At 63.9% G+C, this 26,526-nt stretch carries 24 protein-coding genes and 2 pseudogenes; 12 read left to right on the plus strand and 14 right to left on the minus strand.

What is annotated here, in order from left to right:
* Positions 1 to 285: 285 nt before the first annotated feature.
* From IFT80_RS21780 to IFT80_RS00920, 6 genes and pseudogenes are all read left to right on the plus strand, one after another.
* Positions 286 to 972, plus strand: a pseudogene (locus IFT80_RS21780) (PAS domain-containing protein); the annotation flags it as partial.
* Between the two features lie 102 nt (positions 973 to 1,074).
* A pseudogene (locus IFT80_RS21785) lies at positions 1,075 to 1,503 on the plus strand (methyl-accepting chemotaxis protein); the annotation flags it as partial.
* 69 nt (positions 1,504 to 1,572) lie between these two features.
* On the plus strand, positions 1,573 to 2,079 hold the full coding sequence (gene msrA / locus IFT80_RS00905) for a peptide-methionine (S)-S-oxide reductase MsrA (RefSeq protein ID WP_192103677.1): 507 nt from the start codon (positions 1,573 to 1,575) through the stop codon (positions 2,077 to 2,079).
* 375 nt (positions 2,080 to 2,454) lie between these two features.
* Positions 2,455 to 4,845 carry a TonB-dependent siderophore receptor gene (locus IFT80_RS00910; protein WP_192103675.1) on the plus strand — a complete coding sequence of 797 codons (2,391 nt, stop codon included), beginning with the start codon at positions 2,455 to 2,457 and terminating at the stop codon, positions 4,843 to 4,845.
* Between the two features lie 241 nt (positions 4,846 to 5,086).
* Positions 5,087 to 5,842: a precorrin-6A synthase (deacetylating) gene (gene cobF / locus IFT80_RS00915; protein ID WP_192103673.1), complete on the plus strand. Its 756-nt coding sequence runs from the start codon at positions 5,087 to 5,089 to the stop codon at positions 5,840 to 5,842.
* A 231-nt stretch (positions 5,843 to 6,073) separates the two neighbouring features.
* Positions 6,074 to 8,134 carry a hybrid sensor histidine kinase/response regulator gene (locus tag IFT80_RS00920; RefSeq protein WP_192103671.1) on the plus strand — a complete coding sequence of 687 codons (2,061 nt, stop codon included), beginning with the start codon at positions 6,074 to 6,076 and terminating at the stop codon, positions 8,132 to 8,134.
* A 60-nt stretch (positions 8,135 to 8,194) separates the two neighbouring features.
* Here the strand turns inward: IFT80_RS00920 and IFT80_RS00925 are convergent, their stop codons facing one another.
* The 4 genes from IFT80_RS00925 to IFT80_RS00940 form a co-directional block, all read right to left on the minus strand.
* Positions 8,195 to 8,338 (minus strand): hypothetical protein, encoded by a 144-nt coding sequence (locus IFT80_RS00925; protein WP_163007599.1) that lies wholly within the window; start codon positions 8,336 to 8,338, stop codon positions 8,195 to 8,197.
* Positions 8,339 to 8,507: 169 nt separating this feature from the next.
* Entirely contained in the window at positions 8,508 to 9,446 is a 939-nt protein-coding gene (locus tag IFT80_RS00930; protein WP_192057420.1) for a class I SAM-dependent methyltransferase, read from the minus strand.
* A 37-nt stretch (positions 9,447 to 9,483) separates the two neighbouring features.
* Complete coding sequence (gene yghX / locus IFT80_RS00935) at positions 9,484 to 10,371, minus strand: YghX family hydrolase (protein ID WP_192103669.1); 888 nt, start codon at positions 10,369 to 10,371, stop codon at positions 9,484 to 9,486.
* Between the two features lie 84 nt (positions 10,372 to 10,455).
* Entirely contained in the window at positions 10,456 to 10,665 is a 210-nt protein-coding gene (locus IFT80_RS00940; protein ID WP_122478872.1) for a DUF6434 domain-containing protein, read from the minus strand.
* A 165-nt stretch (positions 10,666 to 10,830) separates the two neighbouring features.
* Between IFT80_RS00940 and IFT80_RS00945 the strand changes: the two genes are divergently transcribed.
* The gene (locus IFT80_RS00945) at positions 10,831 to 11,487 is read left to right on the plus strand and encodes an alpha/beta family hydrolase (protein WP_244652263.1); all 657 of its coding nucleotides are present in this window, start codon (positions 10,831 to 10,833) and stop codon (positions 11,485 to 11,487) included.
* Between the two features lie 57 nt (positions 11,488 to 11,544).
* Here IFT80_RS00945 and IFT80_RS00950 read toward each other — a convergent pair whose 3' ends face one another.
* From IFT80_RS00950 to acnA, 10 genes are all read right to left on the minus strand, one after another.
* Positions 11,545 to 13,110, minus strand: a complete 1,566-nt coding sequence (locus IFT80_RS00950; RefSeq protein ID WP_192103665.1) for a methyl-accepting chemotaxis protein — start codon at positions 13,108 to 13,110, stop codon at positions 11,545 to 11,547.
* A gap of 148 nt (positions 13,111 to 13,258) precedes the next feature.
* On the minus strand, positions 13,259 to 14,137 hold the full coding sequence (locus tag IFT80_RS00955) for a metal ABC transporter substrate-binding protein (RefSeq protein ID WP_192103663.1): 879 nt from the start codon (positions 14,135 to 14,137) through the stop codon (positions 13,259 to 13,261).
* Complete coding sequence (locus IFT80_RS00960; RefSeq protein WP_446730971.1) at positions 14,138 to 15,037, minus strand: metal ABC transporter permease; 900 nt, start codon at positions 15,035 to 15,037, stop codon at positions 14,138 to 14,140. It lies immediately after the preceding gene.
* On the minus strand, positions 15,037 to 15,786 hold the full coding sequence (locus IFT80_RS00965) for a metal ABC transporter ATP-binding protein (protein ID WP_192136552.1): 750 nt from the start codon (positions 15,784 to 15,786) through the stop codon (positions 15,037 to 15,039). Before IFT80_RS00965 ends, IFT80_RS00960 begins: the two co-directional genes overlap by 1 nt.
* Positions 15,783 to 16,712, minus strand: coding sequence for a metal ABC transporter substrate-binding protein (locus IFT80_RS00970; protein ID WP_192136553.1), 930 nt, complete (start codon positions 16,710 to 16,712; stop codon positions 15,783 to 15,785). The genes IFT80_RS00965 and IFT80_RS00970 overlap by 4 nt, the downstream gene beginning before the upstream one ends.
* 26 nt (positions 16,713 to 16,738) lie before the next feature.
* Complete coding sequence (locus IFT80_RS00975) at positions 16,739 to 17,302, minus strand: DUF6162 family protein (protein ID WP_192136554.1); 564 nt, start codon at positions 17,300 to 17,302, stop codon at positions 16,739 to 16,741.
* Entirely contained in the window at positions 17,299 to 17,634 is a 336-nt protein-coding gene (locus tag IFT80_RS00980) for a hypothetical protein (RefSeq protein ID WP_122478856.1), read from the minus strand. The genes IFT80_RS00975 and IFT80_RS00980 overlap by 4 nt, the downstream gene beginning before the upstream one ends.
* A complete protein-coding gene (locus IFT80_RS00985) occupies positions 17,631 to 18,170 on the minus strand; it encodes a thiamine pyrophosphate-binding protein (protein ID WP_122478854.1) in 540 nt (179 codons plus the stop codon). Before IFT80_RS00985 ends, IFT80_RS00980 begins: the two co-directional genes overlap by 4 nt.
* Complete coding sequence (locus tag IFT80_RS00990) at positions 18,167 to 19,381, minus strand: PepSY-associated TM helix domain-containing protein (RefSeq protein WP_192136555.1); 1,215 nt, start codon at positions 19,379 to 19,381, stop codon at positions 18,167 to 18,169. Before IFT80_RS00990 ends, IFT80_RS00985 begins: the two co-directional genes overlap by 4 nt.
* A 326-nt stretch (positions 19,382 to 19,707) precedes the next feature.
* Positions 19,708 to 22,458: an aconitate hydratase AcnA gene (gene acnA / locus IFT80_RS00995; RefSeq protein ID WP_192136556.1), complete on the minus strand. Its 2,751-nt coding sequence runs from the start codon at positions 22,456 to 22,458 to the stop codon at positions 19,708 to 19,710.
* Between the two features lie 139 nt (positions 22,459 to 22,597).
* On the opposite strand from acnA, the gene rlmM reads away from it, so the two are divergent.
* The 5 genes from rlmM (at position 22,598) to IFT80_RS01020 (ending at position 26,494) form a co-directional block, all read left to right on the plus strand.
* Positions 22,598 to 23,662, plus strand: a complete 1,065-nt coding sequence (gene rlmM, locus IFT80_RS01000) for a 23S rRNA (cytidine(2498)-2'-O)-methyltransferase RlmM (protein WP_192103653.1) — start codon at positions 22,598 to 22,600, stop codon at positions 23,660 to 23,662.
* A 111-nt stretch (positions 23,663 to 23,773) separates the two neighbouring features.
* Complete coding sequence (gene tusA, locus IFT80_RS01005; protein ID WP_122712992.1) at positions 23,774 to 24,019, plus strand: sulfurtransferase TusA; 246 nt, start codon at positions 23,774 to 23,776, stop codon at positions 24,017 to 24,019.
* Positions 24,020 to 24,106: 87 nt separating this feature from the next.
* The gene (gene miaE, locus IFT80_RS01010) at positions 24,107 to 24,712 is read left to right on the plus strand and encodes a tRNA-(ms[2]io[6]A)-hydroxylase (protein WP_192136557.1); all 606 of its coding nucleotides are present in this window, start codon (positions 24,107 to 24,109) and stop codon (positions 24,710 to 24,712) included.
* 128 nt (positions 24,713 to 24,840) lie between these two features.
* Complete coding sequence (locus IFT80_RS01015; RefSeq protein WP_185793724.1) at positions 24,841 to 25,209, plus strand: MerR family transcriptional regulator; 369 nt, start codon at positions 24,841 to 24,843, stop codon at positions 25,207 to 25,209.
* A 106-nt stretch (positions 25,210 to 25,315) separates the two neighbouring features.
* Entirely contained in the window at positions 25,316 to 26,494 is a 1,179-nt protein-coding gene (locus IFT80_RS01020; RefSeq protein ID WP_264382838.1) for an isovaleryl-CoA dehydrogenase, read from the plus strand.
* Positions 26,495 to 26,526 lie beyond the last annotated feature (32 nt).

Consider the following 26,526-nt stretch of genomic DNA (forward strand, 5'->3'; position numbering starts at 1 on the left):
GCCCCATTCCATATGGGTTTGCGAGGGGCAGGGGGGGGTTGTCCACTGACTTATCCACAGCTTCTGTGGATTGTCCCAAGGACGCGCTCTGGCACGGGGTTGGTCGCCTCCGAAAGGGCAGACATCTGTCGCCTAGGGCTAAACCCTCGGCCATTGCCGCCGATAACACGACCATGACCCTGATGCCGGTGCCTTATGTTCAACAACAAACTCAAGCAGCAACTCAGCGCCCAAGCCGATGAACTGGTGGAATTGCGTCAATTGGTAGCCGGCATGACCCACGAGATGCTCAGCCTGGACATCGATGCATCGCTGCGCATCATCGCCTGCAACGACTTGTTTGCGACCACTTTGGGCTATACCGAAGCCCAGCTGGTTGGCAGGCTGATGACCGAATTGGTCCCTACCTACGTGACCAAACTGCCGTGCTACAACAACTTTCGTGCGGCGGTGGCAGCGGGCACTTCGGTGTCGGACAACTATCGCTACCTCAGGGCGGACGGCAGCCTGGTCTGGGTCAATGCGCACTGGAAGCCCATCCGCAATGCGGCAGGTGTGCTGATGCACATCAAGTGCTTTGCCACCGATGTCACCAAGAGCATGGAGAAAGCAGCGGAGAACGCTTCGTTCATCGACGCCTTGCTGCGCTCCACGGCGGTCATCGAGTTCGATTTGAAAGGCACCGTGCTGTCGGCCAACGACCAGTTCATGCGCGGCATGGGCTATACCCTGGCGCAGGTGCAGGGCAAGCATCACCGCATGTTCTGCCACAGCGAAGAAACCAGTTCGCCGAGCTACACCGAATTCTGGGCAAACCTGAATCGCGGTGAGTTCGTCGCCGGGCGCTTCAAGCGCCTCGACAGCATGGGCCGCACCATCTGGCTCGAGGCGACCTACAACCCGGTCTACGACACCGAAGGCAAGCTCTACAAGGTGGTCAAGTTCGCTACCGTGGTCACCGAGCAGGTCGAGCGCGAGGCCGAGGTCAATCAGGCGGCGCAGACCGCCTATGAAATCTCGCGCAGCACCGACATCAGCGCCCAGCGTGGCGCGGTGGTAGTGACCGATACCGTGCAGACCATGCGCAAGATCGCCGACGACATGCAGTCCGCGTCCAGCGGTGTGGAAGCGCTGGGCAAGCAATCGCTGCTGATCAGCTCGATCATCCAGACCATCAGCAGCATCGCCCAACAGACCAACCTGCTGGCGCTGAACGCCGCCATTGAAGCGGCCCGCGCCGGTGAACAGGGGCGCGGGTTCGCCGTGGTGGCCGACGAAGTCCGGCAACTGGCGGGCCGAACCAGCACCGCCACCGACGAGATCGCCGCCGTGGTGCAGCAGAACCAGGCACTGGTCGACGGCACCGTGCGCGACATGGCCAACAGCAGGCAGCAGGCTGAGCAGGGCGTACAACTGGCCGGTCAGGCCGGTGACGTGATCGTCGAGATCCAGGACGGGGCGAAGAAAGTGGTGGAGGCGGTGGCACGTTTCACCAACCTCTGACGGCCTGTACGGCACCTTCGCAGCGGTTGTATTAGAATGGGCCACGTTCATTCAGCGAAGGTAATCGATATGACAGTCCAGACCGAAACCGCTCTGCTGGCGGGTGGCTGCTTCTGGGGCATGCAGGACCTGATCCGTCGTTATCCGGGCGTCCTGGAGACGCGGGTCGGGTACAGCGGCGGCGATGTCGCCAATGCGACCTACCGCAACCACGGCACCCACGCCGAAGCCATCGAGATCGTCTTCGATCCCAGCGTGATCGGCTATCGTCAGATCCTCGAGTTTTTCTTCCAGATTCACGACCCGTCCACGGCCAACCGCCAGGGCAACGATGTAGGCCTGAGCTACCGCTCGGCGATCTTCTACAACACCGAGGAGCAGAAACGCGTCGCACTGGAAACGATCGCCGACGTCGATGCCTCCGACCTGTGGCCCGGCAAGGTCGTCACCGAGCTTGCCCCGGCAGGTGATTTCTGGGAAGCCGAGCCCGAGCATCAGGATTACCTGGAGCGTATTCCCAACGGCTACACCTGCCATTTCGTACGTCCCGACTGGAAACTTCCCGCGCGCGGCTGATCCGGTTGCGCCAATAGCTAGACATATCCAGTAATAATTTCCCGGCGGTGGCGTTCATCACTGCCGGGACATCCATCCTGACGCCCCCCGCAACGACCCCTCTCTATCGTGCAGCCCGCACGCTCTGCGCTCTTCATACGCACTTATTCAGCCTGCGCGCTCGCTGGCAAAGATCAATGCTTCTGGTTGGCAGCCGCGAATGCTTGCCAAGTGCCATGAATTATCATTTACATTTTTTTGACATTTGCATAGCCTTGCGCCGCTTCCGCATTCAACGCGGTTTCGCACACAAGTTTGCGTGGCTTCCTACAGCCTGCATTCGAGTCTTCGCCCGGGGGGGGCAGACCGCCTTGTGTGGGTTCCTGAGGTCATGCCATGAATCATTTTCCGTTGCGCAGTGTTGCGCTGTGCATCTCTTTGTCCATTGCCGGCCTGGCGCAGGCAGCTCCGATTGCGCTGAATCTGCCCGCGCAGCCTTTGGGCGAAGCGCTGAACCAGTTGGGTCAGGCCAGCGGCCTGCAAGTGGTGTTCGAACCAGCGGCGATTGCCGGCAAGACGGCACCTTCGGTAACCGGCCGGATGGAACCCGCATTGGCACTGCAACGCCTGCTGGCTGGCAGCGGCCTGGTCGGTACGGTGCAGGGCGACGTGGTCAGCGTCACCGCGCCCGCTACAGCGTCCACTGGCGGCGCGGTGGAACTGGGCGCGACGGCCGTCTCGGCCGCCACCAGTTCCATAGCCGGCACGGCCACCACCGAACACTCCGGCTCCTACACCACCGGCAGCATGAGCACCTCGACCGGGCTGTCGCTGTCGATCCGCGAAACCCCGCAGTCGGTCAGCGTCATCACGCGCCAGCGCATGGACGACCAGGGCATGAACGACCTCAACGATGTGGTCAAGTACGCGCCCGGCATCACCTTGCGCAAGTTTGGCGGCGACCGTCAGGCGTTCCAGGCGCGCGGGTTCAACATCGACAACATCATGTACGACGGCCTGCCGACCAGCATCGGCCAGTTCACCCTGGACACCATCGCCGGTGCCGACCTGGCTTTGTACGACAGGGTTGAAGTGGTGCGCGGCGCCACCGGCCTGATGACCGGTGCCGGCAGCCCGTCGGCAACCCTGAACCTGGTGCGCAAGCGTCCTACCGCTACCCCTCAGGTCAGCATCACCACCAGCGCCGGTACCTGGGACCGCTACCGCACGCAAGTGGATGCGTCGAACCGGCTCAACGAATCCGGCACCCTGCGTGGCCGGGTGGTGGCCGCCTACGAAGACGACAACAGCTACATCGACGAGCGTGAAAAGCAGCGCCAGACCTTCTACGGCGTATTCGAAGCGGACTTGAGCGAGGCGACTACCCTGACCCTCGGGGCTTCCAAGCAGCGCGATGACGCCACCTCGGACTGGGGCAGCCTGCCGTCCGGTCCGAATGGCGAAGACCTGCATCTGTCGCGTTCCACCTTCCTGAGCAATGACTGGGCCTACTGGGACCGGGACAACGTCAGCGTGTTCACCGACGTCACCCACCGCTTCGACAACGGCTGGACCGCCAAGGCTGCGGCCGCGAAGATATGGGCCGAGTCCAACACCTTTTCCAGCTATCTGACGGCGCCCCGCAATGGTGTGTACGGGCAGGCCACAGGCGCCTACGACACCACCGACGTGCAGACCAACGTGGATGCCTCGCTCGCTGGCCCGTTCCAGTTGTTCGGGCGCGAGCATCAGTTGACCCTCGGCGCGAGCCGTCGCCAGGAAAAGTTCGACCAGACCGGTGGCTACTGGAACGACTCCACGCCCATCGATATCTACAACTTCGATCCGGGTGTCATCGCCAAGCCTTCGCGTACTCGCAGCGACTATCGCCTTTACGAGAGCAAGAACACCGCGACCGAGAAGGGTGTCTACGCCGCCGCGCGTTTCAACCCGCTGGACCCGCTGCACATCATCGTCGGCAGCCGGGTCAGTTGGTATGACTACGACAACCGCTCGGGCATCGGTGATTACAAGGTGACCCAGGAAGTCACGCCCTATGCCGGCATCATCTACGACCTGAACGACACCTACTCGGTCTATGCCAGCTACACCGAAATCTTCAAGCCGCAGACGCAGCAGGATGTCGGCGGCACGGTGCTGGACCCGATGACCGGCGAAAGCTACGAGATCGGCATCAAGGGCGAGTACTTCGATGGCGGCCTGAATGCGTCCGTGGCCATGTTCGACATGACCCAGCAGAACCGCGCCTACGCCATTCCCGATCAACCGGCCAGCTGCCGGGCCACCAACCGCACCTGCTACGAGGCTGCGGGCGAGGTACGCAGCCGTGGCCTGGATACCGAAATCAGTGGCGCCTTCACGCCCAACTGGCAGTTCTCGGCCGCCTATACCCTGGTGCTCAGCCAGTACGTGAAAGACCGTACCTACGAGAAAGGCAATCTGTTCGCGCCCAACCAGCCCAAGCATCTGTTCAAGGCCGCAACTACTTACCAATTCGAAGGTGCCTTGGACAGGTTGCGTATCGGTGCCGACGTGCTGGCGCAGAGCGCAACCTACGGCCGTGTCGGAACCGGTCATGCGGAGCAGGATTCCTACGCGGTACTGGGCTTGATGGCCGGCTATCGCTTCGACGAACACTGGGACGCCCGCGTCAACTTCAACAACGTGCTGGACGAGAAGTACTGGCAGGGTATTCCTACCGCAACCGGCAGTGGCACCTACGGCGACCCGCGCAACCTGATGTTCTCGCTGAAATGGTCGCTGTGATCCAGTGACCGAGAGGGCGGGCGTGCAATGCGCCCGCCCGTCGATCATCACAGGCATTCGTAGCAGATGCCCATACGTGTCAAGGCCGAAAGGGCGTGGACAGCTGGAACTGTGCCAATTCGCGCAACCCTGTATTCACCTTGAAACGGACGCTGTAAGGTCTGGCATGGGCCAGCTGTGAAGAGAGGCCCCTATCGGCACTGCCATAGGCGCGTTGTGGTGAACTGTCTGCGGAGCACTTTTGAAAACACTCCTCATCATCGGCATCGGCGCCGGTCATCCCGAGCACATCACGGTGCAGGCGGCGCGTGCCTTGGCGCGGGTCGATGTGTTCTTCCTGATGGACAAGGGCGATCACAAGGGCAAGCTCAATGCCCTGCGCAAAGAGATCCTCGAGCGTCATGCAACGCCTGGGGCGTATCGGGTGGTCGAGGTGCGGCAGCCCGAGCGTCCGGCCGGGCCGGACTATCGGACGTCGGTGAATACCCTGAACGCGCGCAAGCGGGCGGCCTTCGAGGGGCTGCTCGATGATGAAGTGGCGGACGGGGAGTGCGCGGGCGTTCTGGTGTGGGGCGATCCTTCGCTGTACGACAGCACGCTGCGCATTGTCGAGGCGATCGCTGCCAACGGCGCGCGAGCGGTGCACTATGAGGTGTTTCCCGGTGTGACCAGCATTCAGGCGCTGACCGCGGCGCACCGGATCACCCTCAACAGCATTGCCGGTGCCGTGCAGATCACTACGGGTCGACGCCTGGCGGCGGGCATGCCCGAGGGCGTCGACACGGTGGTGGTGATGCTCGATGCACAGGACAGCTTCAAGGCGCTGGTCGGCCAGGATCTGGATATCTATTGGGGGGCTTACGTCGGTACGGCCGATGAAGTGCTGCTGTCGGGAAGGCTGGACGACATGGCGCAGACCATTGCCGATGCGCGGCAGCAGGCGCGCAGCCAGCATGGCTGGATCATGGACAGTTATCTGCTCAGGCGGCGTGTCTGAAGTTGCGCGGGGTTGCCGGACGCGGCTTGCGCCGCTGCTACAGGGGCTGTCTGGTGTTTTGCGGGGCTGCCGGACGCGGCTCGCGCCGCTGCTACAGGGGCTGTCTGGTGTTTTGCGGGGTTGCCGGACGCGGCTTGTCGGTCTTGCGCGCGGATTTCGCGTTGCGCAGGCTTGTATTACCTAAACGCCAACGTCACCATCAGGGCACCCTGCGTTCCGCTGTGAGCCGATATGCCGACCCAGCCTCCCGAACATTTTCGCGCCCCCTCCGTACCTGAGGAGACACCCGCCCAAGATGCCGCCGAGCGCCTGCAGCTGGCTCTGGATACCGGGGCCATCGTCGGTACCTGGGTATGGGATGTTGCGGCCGACCACTTCAGTGCCGACGAACGCTTCGCCCGCACCTTCGGTCTGTCCGGCAAGGTCTGTGCCCAGGGCCTGCCGCTGGAGCAAGCGATGGCCAGCGTCCATCCGCAGGATCGCCCGCGGGTCGAAGCAGCCGTGTTCGAGACCCTCGGCAACGGCGGTCACTACCGTTGCGAGTATCGCGTGCTGCAGAGCGACGGCAGCTATCGCTGGATCGAAGCCAACGGCCACGTCGAATTCGACGAGGCGGGGCGTCCGCACCGTTTTCCCGGCGTGCTGCTGGACATCCAGCAACGCCGCAGCGCCGAGGCCGAGCGCGATCGCATGACCCACCTGCTGCGCACCTTCACCGCCGCGGTGCCCGGTGTGGTGTACGCCAAGGATCGCCAGGGGCGGATGCTGGTTGCCAATCGCGGCACCACCGAACTCATCGGCAAACCGCCCGAGCAATACATCGGCCGCACCGATATGGAGTTCCTGGAAGACAAGGTCCAGGCTCGGGTGATCATGGAAACCGACCGGCGCATCATGGAAGGTCGGCACACCCAGGAGGTGGAAGAGGAGGTACGCCAGGCCGACGGCACCGCCGCGACCTGGCTGTCGCTGAAGACGCCTCTGCTCGACGAGGACGGCGAAGTCATTGGCCTGATCGGCTCCTCCATCGACGTCACCGCGCGCAAGAAGGCCGAGGCTGCGGTGCGCGAGCTCAATCAGACCCTGGAAGAGCGCGTGCGCATCGCCATTGCCGAGCGGGAAAAAGCCGAGGCAGCGTTGCACCAGGCGCAGAAGATGGAAGCCGTGGGCCAGCTTACCGGGGGTATCGCCCACGACTTCAACAACCTGCTGGCGGGCCTGTCCGGCAGCCTCGAATTGATGCACATGCGCTTGAAACAGGGCCGTACCGCTGACCTCGAACGCTACCTGGACGTAGCGCAGGGGGCGGTCAAGCGCGCCGCGTCACTGACTCATCGCCTGCTGGCGTTCTCCCGTCGGCAGACCCTGGCTCCGGTGCCCACCGACGTCAACGCGCTGATCCACGGCCTGGAAGAACTGGTGCGACGTTCGGTCGGACCCTCCATCGAACTGAGTGTGCGCCATACCCAGGGTCTGTGGACGGCGCTGATCGACCCGACCCAGCTGGAAAACGCCTTGCTCAACCTGTGTATCAATGCTCGCGATGCCATGCCCGGTGGTGGGCGGATCACTATCGAAACCGCCAATCAGTGGCTGCCTCACAGCGATGCATTCAATCACGAGGTACAGGCCGGCGAGTACCTGGTGGTTCACGTGACCGATAACGGTTCGGGGATGAGCGAGGAGGTCATGGCCAAGGTGTTCGAGCCGTTCTTCACCACCAAACCGGTGGGCGAGGGCACCGGCCTGGGTCTGTCGATGATCTACGGGTTTGCCAGGCAGTCCGGCGGACTGGTGAAGATCCAGTCACGGCCGGGGCTTGGCACGACGGTCAGCCTGTACCTGCCCAGGCATTGTGCCGGTATCGAGACAGAAGCGGTGGTGCCCAGCCAGGCGCCCATCGACCTCGGTGGCAGCGGCGAAACCGTGCTGGTGGTGGACGACGAAGCCTCGGTGCGCGGTTCCGTGGCCGAGCTGCTGGAAAGCCTGGGCTATGTGGTCCTGCAGGCCGGCGACAGCGCCCAGGGCCGAGACCTGCTGCAATCGGCTGCGCGCATCGACCTGCTGGTCACGGACGTAGGCTTGCCTGGCGGGCTCAATGGCCGGCAGATGGCCGAGCTGGGGCGCTCGGCCCGGCCAGGCTTGCCGGTGCTGTACATCACCGGCTACGCGCAGAACCTGGCGTTGGACCAATGCCATCTGCAGCCCTGCACCGAGGTGCTGACCAAGCCGTTCGCCCTGGAGGCGCTGAGCGAGCGCGTGCGCATGCTTATCACGCAACGGCAGCCATGAAACCTGTTCTGCGGCCATGAAAAAGCCCCGCCATGGCGGGGCTGCTCACAACCAGCGGGCTCATCGAGTCAACCTGGCGTTCAGGATCGCGTCGCGCACCAGCGGGCGGCAGGCTTCGACGAAGGCGATCAACTGGCTGGCCGGGATTGTGCCCAATGCACTGACAGGGGTATGGCGGATGGTGTTATATTCCTGCGCTGACATGGCGGATACCTCTCAAGGGTTTCATTCGATGTGTCACCCGAGCCGCCGGGACTCTCACCTCCCGGTGGCTCTCCTTTACTTGGTTCGCCGGGCACGTGAAATTGTTCAATCTTTAAGATGGCCAGTCGCCGTACGGTATGTTAGGCCCTTCCCCTGCTCTATTTGGTAATCACTCCCGCGCGAACACCATGGCCTTGAGGCCGCTGGCTGGATCTATGTCGGCAAACTCAGGTGGGTTGTCCAGGCGCCGCTGCAGGCGCAGCTGCGGTGCTTCGCGGCGCAGCTCGTCGACGAGAAAGTCGGGGCCCAGTGCCGGGTCGTTCATGCACGCCAGCACCACGCCCGATTCGCTGAGCAGTTCCGGCAGGCGGCGCAGTACCCGCTGGTAATCCTTGGTCAGCAGGAAGCTGCCTTTCTGGAACGACGGCGGGTCGATGATCACCATGTCGTAAGGGCCGTCCTTGCCGACCCGGCCCCAGGACTTGAACAGATCGTGGCCCAGAAAGCTGACCTTGCCCAGCTCGTGGCCATTGAGGTGGTGGTTCTCGCGTCCCCGGGTGAGGGCGGCGCGAGACATGTCGAGGTTGACCACATGGGCTGCGCCGCCAGCGATGGCGGCCACCGAGAAACCGCAGGTGTAGGCGAACAGGTTGAGCACACGTCGACCCTGGGCGTTTTCGCGTACCCAGTCGCGACCGTGGCGCATGTCGAGAAACAAGCCGTTGTTCTGTTTACGCCCCAGGTCGATGCGGTACTGCAGGCCGTTCTCGACCAGGATCACCTGCTCTTGCGCTTCTCCGATCAGCCAGTGCACGTCGCTGCCGGGCAGATAGCGGTGCTGCAGTGCCAGACCGCGCGCACCGCTGGCTGCCCAGACTGGCTGCTCAGCAAGTTGGGCAAGCAGCTGTTGCAAGTCTGCCAGCTGTTCGGCAAGCGGCTCCTTGAACAGCGATACCAGCACGATGCCCTGAAGCCAGTCCACGGTCAGTTGCTCCAGCCCCGGCCAGCGCCGACCGCGGCCGTGAAACAACCGACGGGTTTCAATCGGCGGCTGAGCGAGGGCTTGGAGCAGGTGTTGGTGCAAGGTGGCGAAGGCGTCGGCGTTCATGGCAAGGATCACGGCTGCAAAGGGCCGGCATTCTACGTCAGCTCAGGTATTTTTCGAACCAGCCCAGCGTGCGTTCCCAGGCCAGGTCGGCTGCGGCCTTGTCATAGCGCGGGGTCGAATCGTTGTGGAAACCATGGTTGGCGCCGGGATAGATGTACGCCTCGTAGGTTTTGCCTGCCGCCTTGAGCGCTGCCTCGTACGCGGGCCAACCTTCGTTGATGCGCGTGTCCAGTTCGCCGAAATGCAGCAGCAGCGGCGCCTTGATCTTCGCTACATCCTTGGCATCGGCTTGACGGCCATAGAACGGCACCGCGCACGCCAGCTCGGGATAGGCCACCGCCGCCGCATTGGACACACCGCCGCCATAGCAGAAGCCGGTCATGCCGACCTTGCCCGTGGCACCCTCGTGCGCCATCAGCCAGGGGATCGCAGCGAAGAAATCATTCATCAGTTTGGTCGGGTCGACCTTCTCCTGCAGCGCCCGGCCCTTGTCGTCGTTGCCCGGATAGCCGCCGACCGAGCTCAAGCCGTCCGGGGCCAGGGCCATGTAGCCAGCCTTAGCGACCCGCCGTGCGACGTCTTCGATATAGGGGTTGAGCCCGCGGTTCTCATGCACCACCACCACGCCTGGCACCTTGCCGGTGGCCTGCGCAGGCCGCACCAGATAGCCGCGCACCTGGCCATGGCCGTCGGGCGAGGGATAGGTGATGTATTCGGCCACGATCTGCGGATCGGTGAATTCCACCTGCTGGGCCAATGCATAGTTCGGGCTCAGACTGGCCAGCAACGCGCCTGCGGTCAGTCCTCCGAAGGTGAACAGCGCCGCGCGGTCGAGGAACTCGCGGCGGTTGATCTTGCCATGGGCATAAAAGTCGTACAGTTCCAGCAACTCGGGGGAAAAATCCTTGGCACTGAGACGATCCATCGGGCACTCCTATCGGAAGACACCAAGCGGTGAGGGTTGCACTCATTAAAGCAGCGTTTTGCACCCTGGCCAGCGCTTCGCGCGTCAGCGGCGATGCAGCAGGTTCCAGTGGTCCGCGACCTGGCCCATGGTCTTGGCTTCGCCACTTTTGAGCCAGGCCATGAAGGGGCGGTCGAAATGAAAGTTCGGGCCGCACGCCTCGGTCAGGAAACGCCGCACGTTCTGAGTGTTGCGATAGCCTCTGTCCAGGGGGGTGTAACGGGTGATGGGAGCACTGTGCCAGTCGAAGTTCATGAATCGCTATCCTTCGCGAAAAGATCATTGAGTATAGGGGAGGGGGCGAGCCGCGCCTGCACGCTGACGTCGTGCACGCCATCATGCACAGGGCACTTTTCCTGTGCCGCGTTTTGCCTCAGAGTCTGTGAATCGCCAATAGTGCCAAACGTCGACGGAAGGATGATGAGCGAAGATCAGTGGAGCCAACGCATGCAAGACAACGGCTGGCTGTGGAACCCTGCCCAGACTGGCGCGCAGGCGCCGTGCCTGATCCTCGCGCACGGTGCCGGCGCGCCGATGGACAGTGCCTTCATGAACAGCATGGCCGAGCGGCTGGCCGCTGGCGGGGTCAGCGTGGTGCGCTTCGAGTTTCCCTACATGGCCCAGCGCCGCAGCGGCGGCAGCAAGCGTCCACCCAGTCCGCAGGCAAGCCTGCTGGAAAGCTGGCGACAGGCCTATGCCCTGGTGCGACCGCTGGTGACGGGAACCCTGGCCGTGGGGGGCAAATCGATGGGCGGACGGATGGCCAGCCTGCTGGCGGACGAACTGGGTGCCGATGCACTGGTGTGCCTGGGGTATCCCTTCTACGCGGCCGGCAAGCCGGAGAAACCGCGCGTCGAACACCTGGCCGACCTGCGCACGCCAACCCTGATCATCCAGGGCGAGCGCGATACGTTGGGCAACTGCGAGACAGTGGCAGGCTTTGATTTGTCGGGGGAAATCGAGCTGTACTGGCTCAGCGCCGCCGATCATGACCTCAAACCCTTGAAGTCATCCGGGTTCAGCCACGATCAGCATCTGCAGACCGCCGCCGACCGGATCGTGGCCTTCCTGTCCTGACTCGCGTAGCCGACACGTGGCCTGCCATGCAGGCTGCGATGCGAGGGCAGGGGGCAGTCAGCGGTTGAAACGCTCCACCAGCGAATACTGGCTGTTGGCGGTCTTGGTCAGCTCTTCGCTGAGCAGTGCCGAGTTCTGCGCCTGTTCGCTGGTTTCATCGGCCAGGTGCGAGATGGTGGTGATGTTGCGGCTGATCTCCTCGGCCACTGCACTCTGCTCTTCGGTGGCTGCGGCGATCTGCGTGGTCATGTCGGTGATGTTGGCGACCGCTTCGCTGATGCCGATCAACGCCTGGTCGGCTTCCAGCACGCGAGCCACGCCTTCCTCGGCCTGACGGTGACCGGCATCCATGGTCTGCACGGCATTGTTGGCGGTCTGCTGCAGCTTGGCGATGAGCCCGTGGATCTGCCCGGTCGACTCGCTGGTGCGTTGTGCCAGCTGACGCACCTCGTCGGCGACCACGGCGAAGCCGCGGCCCATTTCGCCGGCGCGTGCCGCTTCGATGGCTGCGTTGAGCGCCAGCAGGTTGGTCTGGTCGGCGATACCTTTGATCACATCCACCACGCCGCCGATCTCGTCGCTGTCCTTGGCCAGCTGGGTCACGGTCTGCCCGGTTTCCCCGACGACCACCGACAAGCGCTGGATCGCCTCGCGGGTTTCGCCGGCGATGTCGCGCCCGCGGCTGGTCAGGCGGTTGGCCTCCTGGGTGGCGTCGGCAGTGCGCTGCACATGGCTGGCCACTTCCTGGGTAGTGGCCGCCATCTGGTTCACCGCAGCGGCTACCTGCTCGGTTTCCAGGCGCTGACGGTCCAGGCCCTGGGAGCTCTGGTGCGCGAGGGCATCGGATTGCCGGGCTTGACCGGTCAGGTGCTCGGCGGTGTCCTGCAAACGGGTCAGGCAGGTCTTCAAGCGCGCTTCCTGGCTCAGAATGGCCATTTCCAGGCGCGCCTGGGCGCCCCGGCTGTCGGTGTACATCTGCGCGATGAGCGGATCCGAGGTGGTCTGGTCCGCCAGCTTGAGCAGCCGCTTGATACCGCGCTGCTGCCAGCTCAGGCCCATCAGGCCCAGTGGCAGCGACAGCCCGGCGGCCAGGGCGAACCCCCACGAGGTATCCAGCCAGGTGCCGATCATGAAGCCGACCTGACTGACCAGAATGAACGGCAGCCAGTTCTGCAGCACCGGCATCCAGCGATCGCGGCCGGGTACTGCGGATCTGCCGTTGTTCAAGCGTTCGTAAAGCGACTGGGCACGGCGGATCTGCTCGGCCGTCGGCTTGATCCGTACCGATTCGTAACCCACCACCTGCTTGTTTTCAAGCACCGGAGTGACGTAGGCGTTGACCCAGTAGTAGTCGCCGTTCTCGCAACGGTTCTTGATGATGCCCATCCATGGCAGGCCCTGGCGCAGCGTCGCCCACATGTGCTCGAACACCGCCGAAGGCACGTCCGGGTGGCGCACTGTATTGTGCGGCGCGCGAATCAGCTGCTCGCGGGTGAACCCGCTGATCTCCACGAAAGCATCATTGCAGTAGGTGATCATTCCTTGGGTGTCGGTCGTGGAAATCAGGCGCTGCTGGGCAGGGAAAGTCCGTTCGCGCTGGGTGATAGGCTGATTGTTACGCATGAGTGTCCATTCATTCCGTGGGGCTTTGACAGGTTCTCGGCCAGCTCGGGAAAAGATTGAATGGGATATCGGCGAAGGGTGGTGAGAGGGCTTCAAAGTCATTGCCGAGCAGGCCCGGGAACCGCAGCCTGCTTACGGCAGGGTAGGGTCAAAGGGCCTGGATGACGGCGCTCATGTGAGCCTGCAGGTCGGCGATCGGGTCGTCGCTTTCCTCGGCCAGCACCAGCAGCTTGCTGCCTGCGGCAGTGATCACCGCCTTGACCGCTTCGGGCGGTTGGCGATGGTCGATGACCAGGGCAACGTCGTTGTCCTTGAGCGTCATGCTCAGGTTCTCCAGCTGCGCGGTGTCCCACTGTTCGTCGTTGAGCACCTGGGTGGCCACCGTGTCCAGATTGAGACCGGCTGCAAGGTAGGCGAAGCTGTCGCTGAGGCTGACCACACTGACATTGTCCGCCTTTGCCAGGCGTGCCTCGCTGTCGGCGCTGAGCTTGAGCAGTTGCTGCTTGAGTGCGGCCAGGTTGGCGTCGATCCGCGGTTTGGCGGCCGGAGCCAGGCGTACCAGGTCGGCAGCCATGACGTCGGCCATGCGGCCCATGTTGTTGCTCGACAGCCACGGCTGGCTGTTCAGTCCGCTCACGCCCGGCTGTACCGCGATACCGGGCAGCACCCCGTCGACCGGGCGCGCTGCGTCGATCTCGACGATGCGAATGTTGCTGCGCCGCGCCAGCGGGTACAGGGAGTCGTCAGGCCATAGCGAACGCAGCCCGATCACCGCGTCGGCAGCGCCGGCCAGTCCGGCCAGGGCTTCTGCGCCGCGGCCGGTGAAATAGGCATTCTGTCGGGAGCCGGGCAGGTTGGCGGCGGCCGCACGGTGCAGTTGCACGCCGCTGTCCTTGAGCAGCAGTTGGCCCAGGCCGTAGGTGATCGGCAGGCTGGCGAGAACCTTCACCGGCTCCGCCGCCTGGATCGCAGGGGCGAGCGCCGCACACAGGGCCAGGGCGACTGTCAGTTTGCGCAGAGTAGGCATTTATCCGATGTTCCCTTTGAGGCTGGGCAAGGTGCCGCGGGCGATGGCGGCGAGAGCGAAGGCCAGGCCTGCGACCAGGATGATGGCCGCCCCGGAAGGCACCGGCAGATCGAAGAGGATCGGCAGCAGGATCCCGCACAGGGTGCTCACCGTGGCAATGATCACCGAGATCCAGAAGAAGCCCTTGAGCGACTGGCTCAGCAGCCGTGCCGCCGCTGCCGGAATCACCAGCAGCGCACCGACCAGGATCGCGCCGATGACCTTCACCGCTGCCACGGTGATCAGCGTCACCAGAATCACGAACAGGTAATCCAGGGCTTTCACCGCCACGCCGCGCACCGCGGCCAGCTGCGGATTGAAGCTGGCCAGCATGATGCGGTTGTACAGCGGCAGGCTCAGGCTCAGGACCAGGATACCGACCACGGCCAGTACCAGCAGATCGTTGCCGTTGACTGTCAGTACCGAGCCGAACAGCACGTTCTCGAGAATGTGCACGTTGATCTTGCCGGCCAGGGTCAACAGCAGGCTGGCACCCAGGGCCAGCGAGACCGACAGAAACACGCCGATCAGCGTGTCCGGCGCCAGGCCGGTGCGATTGCGCAGGTAATTGAGCACGATGCCGAACAGCAGGCAGTAGCCGAACAGGCTGCCGTAGGGGCCCGTGTAGGGTTCGCCGAGCAGGATGCCGATGGCCACGCCGGTGAGCGCGGCATGCCCGACCGCTTCGGAAAAGAACGCAAAGCGCTTGACCACCACCAGCGTTCCCAGGCCGCCCAGTACCGGGCCGATCAGCAACCCGGCGATCAAGGCGTTGACCACGAAACCGTAGGCCAGTGCAGCGGGCAGGTAGCCGTCCGAGGCAAGGCCCTGGATGGCCAGGCGAAACTGTTCGTAGTCCATCAGGCGAGGCCCCCGGCGCGTGGATGGGTGGAGAACAGCGTGAGCAGCCGGTCTGGCGTCAGTGCGTCCGCCGGCCTGGCGTCGAACAGCACGCGTCGGTTGAGCCCGGTGACGTGGTCGGCCAGACGCTTGACCGCTTCCAGGTCGTGCTCGATCCACATGACCGTGATGCCGGCTTGCTGCCAGTCCAGCAGCAGGCGCTCGAACACCTGGATGCCGGCTTCGTCGAGCGCCGACATGGGCTCGTCGAGGATCAGCAGCTGCGGCGCCGGGATCAAGCCCTGCGCCAACAGCACGCGCTGGCGTTCGCCGCCCGACAACGCGCCCATGCGGCGCTTGCGCTTGTCCTGCATGCCGACTCGCTCCAGGGCCTCGCCAATGGCGCCGGCATAGCGTTTCGACAGGCCGAGAAAGGCAGGCCGACGCTGGCACATGGCGGCCATGAAATCGTCGACCGTCATCGGCAGGCCACGGTCGAATTCCAGTGCCTGCGGTACATAGCCGATCACCCCGGGGCTGCCCGGCCACTGCAGGCTCAACTGGCCACGATGGGGCATCTGCCCCAGCAGGGTCTTGATCAACGAGCTCTTGCCACCGCCGTTGGGTCCGACCAGCGCGTGCACGCTGCCGCTGGCCACGCGAAAGGAGACCTGGTCGAGAATCAGCGTGCGGCCCAGCACCAGGCCCACTTCGGCGAACTCGATGGCGGGGCCGCTGCGGGCGAGGGCGAGGGGTTCGGCGGCCGTCATGCGCCGGCCTCCTGGATGGCCCGGACCACGGTGTTGAGGTTGCCGCCCATTTCCTTCTCGTACTTGTCGGCGCTGTACTCGCCATAGGAGATGTGCGAGAGGGGGTACATCTTCACTCCCGACTCGCGCTGGATGGTTTCCACATAGGTCGAAGGGAAATCCATTTCCGAGAAGATCACCTTGACGTCCAGTTCACGCAGCTGGTCGATGGTCTTCTTCAGCTGGCTGGGGCTGGGCTCGATGCCGTGCGCCGGCTCGACCACGGCGGTCACTTCCAGGCCGAACTCGCGCAGCAGGTAGTCGTAGGCCGCGTGTACCGTGGCCACCCGCAGCTCGGCGTTGGGCGCCTGGGTCAGCTTGGCCAGGGCGTCGGCGCGCAGGGTGCGCAGGCGCTTGCCGTAGGCCCGGGCATTGGCGGTGTAGAACTTGGCGTTGTCCGGGTCGAGCTTGCCCAGTTCGCGGGCGATGTTGTTGACCTGGGCGATAGAGGCACTGATGGACAGGAACGTGTGCGGATTGACCACTTTGCCGGCGCCACGCGCCATCGTCCCGGTGGCCGCCAGCAGGGGCACGTCGGCATTGGCCTCGATCACGTGGATATCGGGTTTCTCGCTGGCTTCGATCATGCGGTCGGCAAAATCGTCATGGCCGACGCCATTGAGCACGATCACGTCCAGGCTGCCGATGCGCTTGATGTCGTCGGCGCGTGGCTCGTAGGCATGGGGGTTGAACCCGGCCGGGATCAACGGCACCACTTCGGCCTTGTCGCCGACGATGTTCGCCACATAGCTGTAGTAGGGGTGCAATGTGATGCCGATACGCAGCGGCTTGGCGTCGGCGGCCCAGGCGGTGCTGGTGAACAGGGTGCCCAGCACTGCAACGGACAGGAGTCGCAGCAACGGACGGCGGGCGATAGATCTGGGCATGAAGAATCCTGGTGAAGAGGGCGTATTCAATGGCGATGCTGGCGGGTGACACCGGTGTCGAACTGGGCGATGACCTGCTGCCAGCCGCTGTCGGCAAGCGACGTGTCGTCCAGCAGCGCCGGTGCACTGGCGGAGGGTGCGCGGTTGAGCCAGACATCGGCGTCCGCGCCGTTCATGCGCAGCAGGAACGAGCCCGCCACCTCTGGCGCCTGGCTCAGGCCCACGTAGGCGCCCTGGACCATCTGCCAGGCGTGGCTGCCGCGGCTGACCGAGCTGGCGTCCTGGGCGAAGGGTGGGAAGCCCTCGCGGGCCAGTTGCTCGGGCGTGACCGGATCGGACTGTTCCTCGGCCAGCAGGCGGACCTCGTCGAGGGTCACTCGCAGGTCGGCGTAGATGCCCTGTTCGGCGGCGCTCAGGTCGCGTCGGGCGTCGAGCTGGTGGGACGGTACCGCGACGGCTTCGTGGCTGACCCCGTGCCAGGACACAACGCCGGCCGCCGCCAGCAGGATGAACAGGCAGAGCAGGCCGACGTACAGGGTTTCATGGCCCGCACCGGCCGGGCGCACGATGTGCGTGACAGGCGTGCTCATGGTGCCTCGATGTCGGCTTGGTCGATTTCGACGACGTGGCCGGGGCCGGCATCGAACAGCACATAGAACTCGGCATCCGGACGCTTGAAGGTCACGGTCGAATCGCTGCCCAGCTTGCCGGGTACCAGGATGCTTTCGTCATAGCCGACCACGTCCAGGGTCACCCCCGGCGCGCCGCTGCCATCGGAAAATCCGCCGGTGCAGCGGATCTGCTGGTCGTCGATCTGCTTGCATTCGCACATCGGGTTGTGCGCCAGGGCCACGCCGCTGCAGGCGGCAGCGAGCAGCCCCAGTGCCAGGGCGGGCCAGCGGATGAATGAAACGCGGGTCATGGTCGGGTTCCTTGACGGTTCAGCCAGGCCACCGTCGCGGGTGATGCCTGGCTCAATGGAATGGAGGTCTGGTGCATCGAGCCGTCCCAGCCTTCCATGGTGATCCACAGCTGAGCATCGGCTTGGGTTTTGGCCGGCACTGGCAACCCGGCGAACATGCGGTAGCCACTGCCGAAGAAGATCACGCCTGCAGCCCTCAGGCTGCGTGGCTTGCCGATGCGCAGGTAGGTGGCCTTGACCTGGTCGATGCAGGTTTTGCACAGGGCCGCGTTGAAGTACTTGATGTCCTGGCCGCTTTCGGCGGTCGGGCCTTCGATGCGGCGTTCGGCCAAGGTCAGGCTCCACGGCCCGACGGCGATGTCGCCTACTGTCCGCTCGCCCAGGCCGCTGTCGCCGCGATCCATGGCGTTCTCGGCGAAATAGTGCGGCATGAAGCTCAGCGGGATGAACACCAGCAGCACGTTGATATGGAACCGCCACTTGCGCCAGAAACGCGACAGGGGCGAAGGCGTGGGGGCACTGAGGACTCGGCTCACAGGCTGCGCTCCGCGGTCTTGTGGGCAATCGGGTGCAGGCTGCCGGTGGCCGTCTGCGCAGTTTCGTGGCGGGCGCCTCGCTTGAACGCCTGGGCCGTGGCCAGGGCGGTGCGTTTGCTCCAGATCATCAAGCCGCTGAGCACCATCATGCTCAGCAGCAGGCCGAAGAAGGCCCAGATCAGCTTGATCCACAGCCCGCCGAAGTCACCGGTGTGCAGCGGGCGCATGGACTCGGTAACGAACTCCAGTGCATTGCGGTCGCCCAGCAGGTGCGAGCTGATCAGCTGCCCGGTGTAGGGGTTGATGCTGGCGGTCTGGAACATCAGCGGATACCAACTGCGGCCACCCACTTCCATCGGGCTGTAGGCGTTGAGCGGCAGCGACACGTAGCTGGCATCGAGGCCCGGCACTTGCTGTTTGACCACGGCGATGGCCTGCTCGACCGGGATCATCGGTGCCGGCGTGCCGTCGGCCACCAGCGGCACGTCGGCCCGGGCAATCACCGAGGTGACCGGCGAGTAGCTGGAGATGCTGATCTGGTTGTCGTAGAGGATGGCGCGAATCAGGAACCACACGCCGGTAATGGCGATGACCGCGATGAACCAGATCGACCAGATACCGCTGAGGCGGTGGAAGTCACCCCAGAACACCCGTGCGCCCTGGTTCAGGCGCAGGGTGGGCTTGAGAAAGCCCTTCCAGAATTTCTTGTACACCACCAGGCCGGTGATCAGGGACACCAGCAGCGGCAGGCCGAGGAACGACACCAGGTACCAGCCCCAGGAGAAGCCGTTGGTGAAGGGCACCAGCCACCAGCCGTGCAGGGCGCGGGTGAAGGCCGGGAAGTCGAATGCCGGACTGACGCCTTGCAGCACGCCGGTATAGGGGTTCACATAGACCGTTGGCGAGCGGCCGTCCGGGTAGGTGACACTGGCGTTGACGGCGAAGTAGTCGCCGTCGGGGTGAATGAGATTGCTGACTCGCAGCTCGGGATGATCGCGTTCGATGGCGGCCATCAGTTGGTCGTAGTTCAACGGCTGGGCGTCGTCGGACGGTTTGTTGGCACGCATTTCCGGATTGATCAGCCACATGATCTCGGTGCTCACCACGGCCAGGGTGCCGGTCACACATACGATCAGCACGAAAAACCAGATCGGCAGGGCCAACCAGCTGTGCACCAGGAACCAGATTTTCGAGCGGGACTTCTTGGACATGGGAAAACGTTCTCGATTCACGAAGCCGGTCGCCTGAGGGGCAGGTTCCGGATCCAGCGAACAGGTGGCCACGGATTTGGATGGCGGCTATTGCACTGGATAAACAAGAATGAGAACAAGAACCAAATGAATTACGGATGCAATCATTTGAAACCTAATGTTTCAGAAAGCGCTGCAGGCCCCGTTGTGGTTGATACCCGCCGGTCAACGGGAGCAATCCCTTCGATCCCCCGTAGGAGCGGTCCGCGGCCGCGAACCAGACACCGCGGCATGTCAGATCATCCGCGGTGTTCTTTTCGCGGCCGCTGACCGCTCCTACAGATGCTTTACACCACGGGGTTCCCAATCAACTGGCGCAAGACGTAGTGCAGGATACCGCCGGAACGGAAATACTCCACTTCGTTGAGGGTGTCGATCCGGCACAGCAGTTCGACGGTTTCCTGCTGGCCGTTCTCACGGCGGATGCGCAGGTCCAGGCGCATGTGCGGCTGCAGCCGGGCACCACTCAAACCGACGATGTCCAGGGTCTCGCGGCCGGTCAGGGCGAGGCTCTTGCGGCTCTGCCCGTCGGTGAACTGCAAGGGCAGCACGCCCATGCCCACCAGGTTGGAACGGTGGATACGCTCGAAACTCTCCGCCACCACGGCCTTGACGCCCAGCAGATTGGTCCCCTTGGCAGCCCAGTCGCGGCTCGAACCGGTGCCATACTCCTGGCCGGCAATGATCACCAGCGGTGTGCCGGCCTGCTGGTAGCGCATGGCCGCATCGTAGATCGGCAGCTTCTCGCCCGTAGGAATGAACAAGGTGTTGCCACCTTCTTCACCCCCGAGCATTTCGTTGCGGATACGGATGTTGGCAAAGGTCCCGCGCATCATCACTTCGTGGTTGCCCCGGCGCGAGCCATAGGAGTTGAAATCACGCGGTTCCACGCCCTTGTCGCGCAGATAACGGCCCGCCGGACTGTCAGCCTTGATGTTGCCCGCAGGGGAGATGTGGTCAGTGGTGACCGAATCCCCCAGCAAGGCCAGAATGCTTGCGCCCTGCACGTCGGCGATCACGGGTGCGGGACCGGCGATATCCTCGAAAAACGGTGGATGCTGGATGTAGGTCGAGTCGGCCTGCCAGACGTAGGTAGGCGCCTGCGACACTTCGATTGCCTGCCATTGCGCATCGCCGGCGAACACCTCGGCGTACTCCTTGTGGAACATCGCGGTGTCGACCTTGGCCACTGCGTCGGCAATCTCCTGCTGGGTGGGCCAGATGTCGCGCAGGTAGACCGGCTGGCCGTCACTGCCGGTGCCCAAGGGTTCACTGCTGATGTCGGTACGCACACTGCCGGCCAGGGCGTAGGCGACTACCAGTGGTGGTGAGGCCAACCAGTTGGTCTTCACCAGCGGGTGCACCCGGCCCTCGAAGTTGCGGTTGCCCGAGAGCACCGAAGCCACGGTCAGGTCCGCGCTCTGGATGGCTTGCTCGATAGGCTCGTCCAGCGGCCCCGAGTTGCCGATGCAGGTGGTGCAGCCATAACCGACCAGGGCGAAGCCCAGCGTGTCCAGATACTGGGTCAGGCCCGCAGCCCGATAGTAGTCGGTGACCACTTTGGAGCCGGGGGCCAGGGAAGTCTTGACCCACGGCTTGGTGGTCAGGCCTTTTTCGACCGCCTTCTTCGCCACCAGCCCGGCGGCCATCATCACGCTGGGGTTGGAGGTATTGGTGCACGAGGTGATGGCCGCAATGACCACTGCGCCGTGCTGCAGACTGTGCGTCTGGCCGCGCCAGGTATACGGCGTGCCCTCGGTCTGGTCGGCGTTGCCCACCGCCACGCCACCGCCGCCCTCGCTTTCCAGGCGGCCTTCTTCCTTGCTGGTCGGCTTGAGCTGCAGGCCGATGAAATCGTCGAACGCCGCGCTGACCTTGGGCAGTGCCACGCGATCCTGCGGGCGCTTCGGCCCGGCCAGGCTGGCCTCGACCTCACCCATGTCCAGCCCCAGGGTATCGCTGAATACCGGCTCCTGGCCGGGCAGGCGCCACATGCCCTGCGCCTTGCAATAGGCTTCGACCAATTGCACGGTGGCTTCCGGGCGTCCGGACAGGCGCAGGTAACCCAGGGTCACGTCATCCACCGGGAAGAAACCGCAGGTGGCACCGTACTCCGGCGCCATGTTGGCAATGGTCGCGCGGTCGGCCAGGGGCAGATCGGCCAGGCCATCACCGTAGAATTCGACGAACTTGCCCACGACGCCTTTCTTGCGCAGCATCTGCGTCACGGTCAGTACCAGGTCGGTGGCCGTGATGCCTTCCTTGAGCTTGCCGGTGAGCTTGAAGCCAATGACCTCGGGAATCAGCATCGACACCGGCTGGCCGAGCATGGCGGCTTCCGCTTCGATACCGCCGACGCCCCAGCCCAGTACCCCCAGGCCGTTGATCATGGTGGTGTGGGAGTCGGTGCCCACCAGGGTGTCGGGAAAGGCGTAGGTGCGGCCGTCGTCTTCCTTGGTCCAGACCGTACGGCCCAGGTATTCGAGGTTGACCTGGTGACAGATGCCGGTGCCCGGCGGGACCACGCTGAAGTTGTCGAACGCGCTCTGACCCCAGCGCAAGAACGCATAGCGCTCGCCATTGCGCTCCATCTCGATGTCGACGTTTTCCTCGAATGCCTGCCCGGTGGCATAACGGTCGACCATCACCGAATGGTCGATCACCAGGTCCACCGGCGACAACGGATTGATTCGCTGAGGGTCACCGCCGGCCTTGGCCACGGCCGCGCGCATGGCGGCGAGGTCGACCACCGCCGGTACCCCGGTGAAATCCTGCATCAGCACCCGTGCCGGGCGGTATTGAATCTCGCGATCGGAGCGGCGCTCCTGCAGCCAATCGGCCAGGGCCTGAAGGTCGGCACCGGTCACGGTCTTGCCGTCTTCCCAGCGCAGCAGGTTCTCCAGCAGGACCTTGAGCGACATCGGCAGTTTCTGCAGGTCACCCAGGCTGTTGGCAGCATCGGGCAGGCTGAAGTAGTGATAGGACGTGCCCGCGACGTCGAGCGTCTTCAGGCTTTTCAGGCTATCGAGGGAGGACATGGATCAGCTCCTTTTCAGGCCCGCACGGCACGGGCTGGATAAACAGGTTCTTTCAGTCAGGGACTTCCAGTGCATGCCCAGGGTTCCGATTTCCTTTATCATGCGCCGATTTGAGCACCCCGGCGGTGAAAGTCCCTTTATGAATACGCTGTTTATGCATTGCCGCCCCGGCTTCGAAGGCGAGGTCTGCTCGGAGATCGCCGAACACGCCGCACGGCTGGGGGTTGCTGGGTATGCCAAGGCGAAGCCGCTGACCGCCTGCGCCGAATTCATCTGCCACGAACCGGCCGGTCCGGCGCGGTTGATGCGCGAGTTGCGTTTTAGTGACTTGATATTTCCACGGCAGTGGGCCAGGGGCGATTTCGTGCAGTTGCCCGAAACCGACCGCATCAGCGTGCTGCTCGACCACCTGGCGGCCTATCCAGTGTGTGGCAGCCTGTGGCTGGAAGTGCTCGACACCAACGATGGCAAGGAGCTGTCGAATTTCTGCAAGAAGTTCGAAGCACCGCTGCGCAAGGCCCTGCTGGGTGCTGGCAGGCTGGTGGACGATCCTGCCTTGCCGCGCTTGCTGCTGACGTTCAAGAGTGGTCGCGAAGTCTTCCTGGGCATGGCCGACGCGGGTAATTTCGCCATGTGGCCCATGGGCATCCCGCGGCTCAAGTTCCCCCGCGAGGCGCCCAGCCGTTCGACCCTGAAACTCGAAGAGGCATGGCATCACTTCATTCCCCGCGAGCAATGGGACGAACGCCTGCACGGCGACATGACCGGTGTCGACCTGGGCGCCGCACCCGGTGGCTGGACCTACCAGCTGGTACGCCGCGGCATGCTGGTTACCGCTATCGACAACGGGCCGATGGCGCAGAGCCTGATGGACACCGGATTGGTTACCCATCTGATGGCCGACGGGTTCACCTATCGGCCCAAGCAGACGGTGGACTGGATGGTCTGCGACATCGTCGAGAAGCCGGCGCGCAACGCCGCCTTGCTGGAAACCTGGCTGGGCGAGAACCTCTGCCGCGAAGCAGTGGTCAATCTGAAGCTGCCGATGAAGCAGCGCTATGCCGAAGTCCAGCGCTTGCTCGAGCGCATCGAAGAAGGTTTCAAGGCGCGCGGCATCAAGGTGCAGATCGGCTGCAAGCAGCTGTACCATGACCGCGAGGAAGTCACCTGCCACCTGCGTCGACTCGACGGCGGCCGGCGCTGATCGATCCGAGCGCTGCGGCCTGAGGTCGCACGCTGCGCTCGGACCGCGCGCTGGCGCTACACTATTGGTTTCGAACGTGCGCCTGAATGCCCGCTTGACCTGGAGCTTTTCATGACTCAAACCTTGCCTGCCGACCGTACTCTGGATGCCACCGGCCTGAGCTGTCCGGAACCGGTGATGATGCTGCACCAGCATGTGCGCGACCTGCCTGCAGGCGGCCTGCTGAAAGTCATTGCCACCGACCCCTCGACCCGTCGCGACATCCCCAAGTTCTGCGTATTCCTGGGCCATGAGCTGGTTCAGCAGGACGAGGAGGGCGGTACCTACCGCTACTGGATCCGCAAGAAAAGCGACTGATCGCCTCGCAGCGGCGGTCGCGCGGCGCACATACCCAGTTGCTGGCGAGCTGGGTATAATCGCCCCCTTTTTTCCAGGTGCCTGGCCATGCTGTCTGAAATTCATGCCTTTCTCGGCTGCCCCACGCCCAATGCCTGGGTCCAGGCCGCGCTGGCCGACCAGCAGACCCTGCTGATCGACCACAAGAACTGCGAATTCAAGGCAGCCTCCACGGCCCTGAGCCTGATCGCCAAGTACTGCACCCATGCCGATCTGATCAACATGATGTCGCGCCTGGCTCGCGAGGAGCTGGTGCACCACGAGCAGGTCCTGCGCCTGATGAAGCGCCGCAAGATCGAACTGCAACCCCTGTCGGCGAGCCGCTATGCCTCGTCGCTGCGCAAGCAGGTGCGCAACCACGAGCCCGTCAAGCTGGTCGACACCCTGGTGGTTGGCGCTTTCATCGAAGCGCGCAGCTGCGAGCGTTTCGCGGCTCTGGTGCCGCATCTGGACGAAGAGCTGGGCACCTTCTACAACGGCCTGCTCATGAGCGAAGCGCGGCATTACCAGGGCTACCTGAAACTGGCGCATCAATACGGCGATGCCGCCGATATCGCCCAGACCGTCGACAGGGTTCGCGTGGCCGAAGCCGAACTGATCGAAACGCCCGACCCCGAATTTCGCTTCCACAGCGGTGTGCCGGCCTTCGCCTGACCGCTGCCGATGACGCGCTCCCAGGATCGCGTCCCGAGACTTCCCGCCCCTCGATAGCACAGCGGCGTGTATTGACAGGCCTCTCGCTGACGTTTACGTTAACGTAAAGCACCAGGAAGTCGATCGACGTGAGCACGACCTACAGCATTTCCGACATAGCCCAGTTGTTGGACGTAACGCCCAGGACCCTGCGTTTCTATGAAGAGCAGGGCATGGTCACGCCGACGCGCCGTGGCCAGGAGCGGATCTATGCGCCGCGCGACCTGGTGGCGATGAAACTGATCCTGCGCGGCAAGCGCATCGGCTTCTCCCTGGCCGAATGCAAAGAGCTCATCGACATGTACGACCCGTCGGGCAACCGCAAGCAACTCGACCGTTTTCTGGAGAAAATCACCGAGCGCCGGGCGCAGTTGCAGCAGCAGATGCTGGACATCGAACAGATGCAGGTGGAGCTCGACACCGCTGAAGAACGCTGCCGCGCCGCGCTGCAGACTTGACCGGAGCGCGTCTGCGGTGCGCAGTGCCCCCTGTAACGTTTCCTGCAAGATGATTGTGCTCAACAGCTTTCTCCCCAAAAAAAACAACAAGTGGGTGGCGAACATGATTTCAGTACCGGGACTGGATTTCTTCCTTGGCGAAGACATCGACATGCTGCGCGATTCCGTGGCTGCCTTCGTGGCGCGCGAGATCACCCCGCGTGCCGCCGAGGCCGATCGCAGCGACCAGTTTCCTGCCGACCTGTGGCGCAAGTTCGGCGACATGGGCCTGCTGGGCCTGACCGTGGCCGAAGAGTGGGGCGGGACGGGCATGGGCTACCTGGCGCACATGGTCGCGATGGAGGAAATCTCCCGCGGCTCCGGGGCCATCGGTTTGTCCTACGCCGCCCATTCCAACCTCTGCGTCAACCAGATCAACCGCAACGGCACTGCCGAACAGAAGGCCCGCTACCTGCCGAAGCTGATCAGCGGCGAACACATCGGTGCACTCGCCATGAGCGAGCCCAACGCTGGTTCCGACGTGGTTTCCATGCGCTTGCGCGCCGACCTCAAGGGTGACCGCTACGTGCTCAACGGCACCAAGATGTGGATCACCAACGGCCCGGACTGCGACGTGCTGGTGGTCTACGCCAAGACCGACATGGCAGCCGGGGCCAAGGGCATCACTGCGTTCATCCTGGAGAAAGGCGCGCCTGGCTTCAGCGTCGCGCAGAAACTCGACAAGCTGGGCATGCGCGGCTCGCACACCGGCGAGCTGGTGTTCCAGGACGTCGAAGTGCCGCTGCAGAACGTGCTGGGCCAGACGGGGCAGGGCGTCGGTGTGCTGATGAGTGGCCTGGACTACGAGCGCGCCGTGCTCAGCGGTGGCCCCCTGGGGTTGATGCAGGCGGCCATGGACCTGGTGTTGCCGTACGTCCACGACCGCCAGCAGTTCGGCCAGAGCATCGGCGAGTTCCAGCTCATCCAGGGCAAGCTGGCCGACATGTACACCACCCAGCAGGCATGTCGGGCGTACCTCTACGCCGTGGGCCGGCACCTCGATGCACTGGGCCAGGCACCCGTGCGCCAGGTGCGCAAGGACTGCGCCGGGGTCATTCTGTATGCCGCTGAAAAAGCCACCTGGCTGGCCGGTGAAGCCATCCAGATCCTCGGCGGCAATGGCTACATCAACGAATTTCCCGCCGGGCGGCTCTGGCGTGACGCCAAGCTGTACGAGATCGGCGCAGGCACCAGCGAGATCCGTCGCATGCTGATCGGCCGCGAGCTGTTCGAGCAGACCCGCTGAGCCCGCAACCGCTGACGCGTCCCTCTGGTGCC

This window comes from Pseudomonas sp. CFBP 8771 (assembly GCF_014841695.1).
GTDB lineage: Bacteria > Pseudomonadota > Gammaproteobacteria > Pseudomonadales > Pseudomonadaceae > Aquipseudomonas > Aquipseudomonas baltica.